Here is a 2941-nt window from a genome sequence, read left to right as displayed (position 1 = left end):
GTAGCGGAAGTCGGCCAGCGCACTGCGGTGGAAGCCTGGATCGTCCAGCTCCATGGTCAGGGCGCATTTGAAGTCGATGCGGCAGCGGACAGCTTCTGCTGCTTGCCGGTCCGACAGACCGAGCAGGAACTGCAGCACACACGGTGGCCAACTGGGCGGGTGGAAAACCGGGACGGCCGTCGCGCGGGTACCAGTCGGCGAAGTCCTCGTCGTGCCACAGCCCGTCCAGCTGGTCCCGCGCCCATATTGCTGTCGGACCGTCCGGGTTGCTCGCCCGCGCGATCTGCGCGGTCAGAGACGAGACTTGCTCACCGGAACGCGGATAGAGCGACAACGAACAACTCGACAACTGCATCGGCCTGCGGAACAGCCCCGAGCATGCCCGGTGATCACGCTGGCGCGCCGGGAAAATCCAAGATCCCCGACAGAGTCATCCCTCACGATCGATTTCGAGTAGTAACTACTCATCACGACGAAATCTGTGTGGTCTAACTTTTACGAAGAGAAGCGCAGAAAATATCACCTGCTGCGGGCATGTGGCGGAATGGCATACGCGGCCGACTTAAAATCGGTTGTCTTACTGATATGTGGGTTCGAATCCCACCTTGCCCACGGTTCAGAATGACATACACGTGCACGCTTACATCACTGATGGCTCCTGGACGGCCATGGGAGGGGTGCGTTCATTTAACGAATGATCTTGATTGTTGAGTGGTCAGTTGTTGCTCGGGCTGGGTGATCCGGAAGACGTTGAGTGGTGTCTTCCAGCCTATGCCAGCACTTGCGACTCCTTCCCATCAGTTCCAGGCTCATCAGCGCCATGCAGGTGATTGAGGGCAGCTACTCTCGTTGGGAAGGCGTCCGCGGGAGCGGACCTTGGAATTCAGAAATCGCCGCAACACGTGGTCGGTTAGTCAGACACCCCATACCGTTTGAGGAGGTCAAGCGGCATGGGAGTGAGTGTGGTGGAACCAGGTGGTGGCGACATAGTGGGTGCGGGTTTTGAGGCAGCCGAGGGGAAGTCTCCTGGTCGCGGCAGTCGCCGACGCGGCTGCCTTCACCGACTGTGCATCGATGACGCTGGCCGTCGGCTCTGTATCCCGCCCCGCGACCGTGCGGACCCGGTCGCGCAGCGGGCCGTGGAACTCCGCGGTCAGGCTCTTGTCCCGCCAGTGCCGGAAGAAGGCGTAGACGCGGTCCCAGGCGGGGAAGTCCGCGGGCATCGCGCGCCAGGTGATGCCAACCGCGACCAGGTAGCGCACCGCGTCGATCATCTGCCGGTGGCAATAGCGTTCCGGCTGCCCACCACGGCCCTCCAGCCAGCCGGGCACCGGCATCGCTTCGCGTACGACGGCCCACTCCGCGTCGCTCATGTCGGACGGATATCTCGGTCGCCTGTACGGATGATTCCTGGCGTTCCCGAACCGGTGGGCGAGACAAGCACATGTCAGGGAAACCGAGTTGGACGACATCGACGTCGGCACGGAAGACTAGCACCAGGGGCCTCCTGTTGCTCGGTTGGATTCGACACCCACGAGCTGTGCAGGAGGCCCCACCTTCATGCCTAGTTGGCCAGGAGATCAACCAACCGAGTCGACGATTTCGAACACACGCTCACCAAGATCGGTAGAATAATGGCTTCTAGTAGGACTCCGTTAGGTCTTCCGGTTCGCGCTGGTCAAGGGCGTGTGGGGTTTGTGGACTTACATGAAGTGAGGCGTGTTCGGGCGGCGTTGGCGTTGTTTGTGGCTGATGTGTTTGCTTCGGTGCCGCGGTAGGACCAGCGGGCCAAGGGCGGCTGTTTTCTGCGGGGACTCATGCTGGACGGGCGTCGCAAATCGATCTAGGCGATGGCTGCGCGGCTGCCGGGCGGCAACGAGCAGAACCTGTGGCAGTTCGTGAAGCAGTCCACCTGGGATCCGGTGCCTGTGCAGCGGCGGATCCCAGGTGGACTGCTGCCGGTGGTCGGCCCGTTGGCATGGGTGATCGACGATGTGTCGATGCCGAAGGACGGCCGGATGTCGGTGTCCAGGGCTCCGCAGTACTGCGGAGCTCTGGACAAACGCGCGAACTGCCAGGAGGCGCCGTCCGTGGCAGCTCTTGCCGCACCTCTAGGGCACGAGGCATTCGTTCCACTCACGTGGCGCCAGGCCTCCAAAGGGGAGTTGCGGTCCCGCTTCGCGGCCATGCGCGTGCGTCTGGCCGGCAAAGCCGTCGAACGGCCGGTCAAAGCAGTGACCTCGGCCGAGCAGGGCTGGCGGGACGGGTCCTGCCCGACTGCTGGCTACTGGCCGAATGTCCTGTCGGCGCCGAAGCACCAAGCAAATACTGGCAGTCCAGCCTCCCACCCGACACCGCGATCGCCGATCTGATCCGCCTGGCCAAGGTCCGCTGGCGCATTGAGCACGACTACCGAGAACTCAAGCGCAGCCTGGGCCTGCACCACTTCGAAGGCCGTTCCTGGCCAGGCTGGCACCACCACGTCATTCTCGTGACCGCTGCCCAAGCCTTCCTCACCGAACAGTGCCTGGCCCCAAAACACCGCGCCCCGCATCACCCTCTACCAGATCCTCGACGCCCTCCAAGACACCCTGAGGTGCTGGACCGGGATCTGCACCAACTGCCAGCACCCCCTCCCCACCAAAACCCGCACGACAACAAGATCAAGAAAGACCTAACGGAGTCCTACTAAGAACGACAGGACGTGCCGATCCTGGCAGCTCCCGCCTACACGAACGGTGGCCCCTGAGTGACGACAGCGCTCCGGCACTCGCTAAAGGCGACCCAGCACACACCATCAACCGCGCGCTTGCCCGGGCCAGACCCCCGCGCGCGGGGCGCAGCCCAACTCGCAGCGTGTCGCATCTTCCGCAGAGTTCCTGCAGATCAAAACGAAACAGCAACGTTGAAAACGCTTGATAGAGCACGGACTTCGCCTACT

At 62.7% G+C, this 2941-nt stretch carries 2 protein-coding genes, 1 tRNA gene and 1 pseudogene; 2 read left to right on the top strand and 2 right to left on the bottom strand.

Annotation, left to right across the window (positions count from 1 at the left end; all coding sequences use genetic code 11):
- Window positions 1-138, bottom strand: a 138-nt coding sequence (locus ACWCQK_RS42255) for a transposase (protein WP_451164562.1), incomplete at its 3' end; no start/stop codon positions are given.
- Between the two features lie 392 nt (window positions 139-530).
- Between ACWCQK_RS42255 and ACWCQK_RS42250 the strand changes: the two genes are divergently transcribed.
- Window positions 531-612, top strand: a tRNA-Leu gene (locus tag ACWCQK_RS42250).
- Between the two features lie 329 nt (window positions 613-941).
- Here the strand turns inward: ACWCQK_RS42250 and ACWCQK_RS42245 are convergent.
- A complete protein-coding gene (locus ACWCQK_RS42245; RefSeq protein WP_451164560.1) occupies window positions 942-1373 on the bottom strand; it encodes a transposase in 432 nt (143 codons plus the stop codon).
- A gap of 324 nt (window positions 1374-1697) precedes the next feature.
- Between ACWCQK_RS42245 and ACWCQK_RS42240 the strand changes: the two are divergent.
- A pseudogene (locus ACWCQK_RS42240) lies at window positions 1698-2595 on the top strand (IS701 family transposase).
- The last annotated feature ends 346 nt before the right edge of the window (window positions 2596-2941 follow it).

The organism is Streptomyces sp. NPDC002306, assembly GCF_053593435.1.
This window is presented reverse-complemented; position numbering and strand designations above follow the sequence as displayed.

What these genes read in the sequence shown, in the direction of transcription:
- ACWCQK_RS42245 (WP_451164560.1), bottom strand. Translation starts at nt 1,373, where the DNA reads ATGAGCGACGCGGAGTGGGCCGTCGTACGCGAAGCGATGCCGGTGCCC.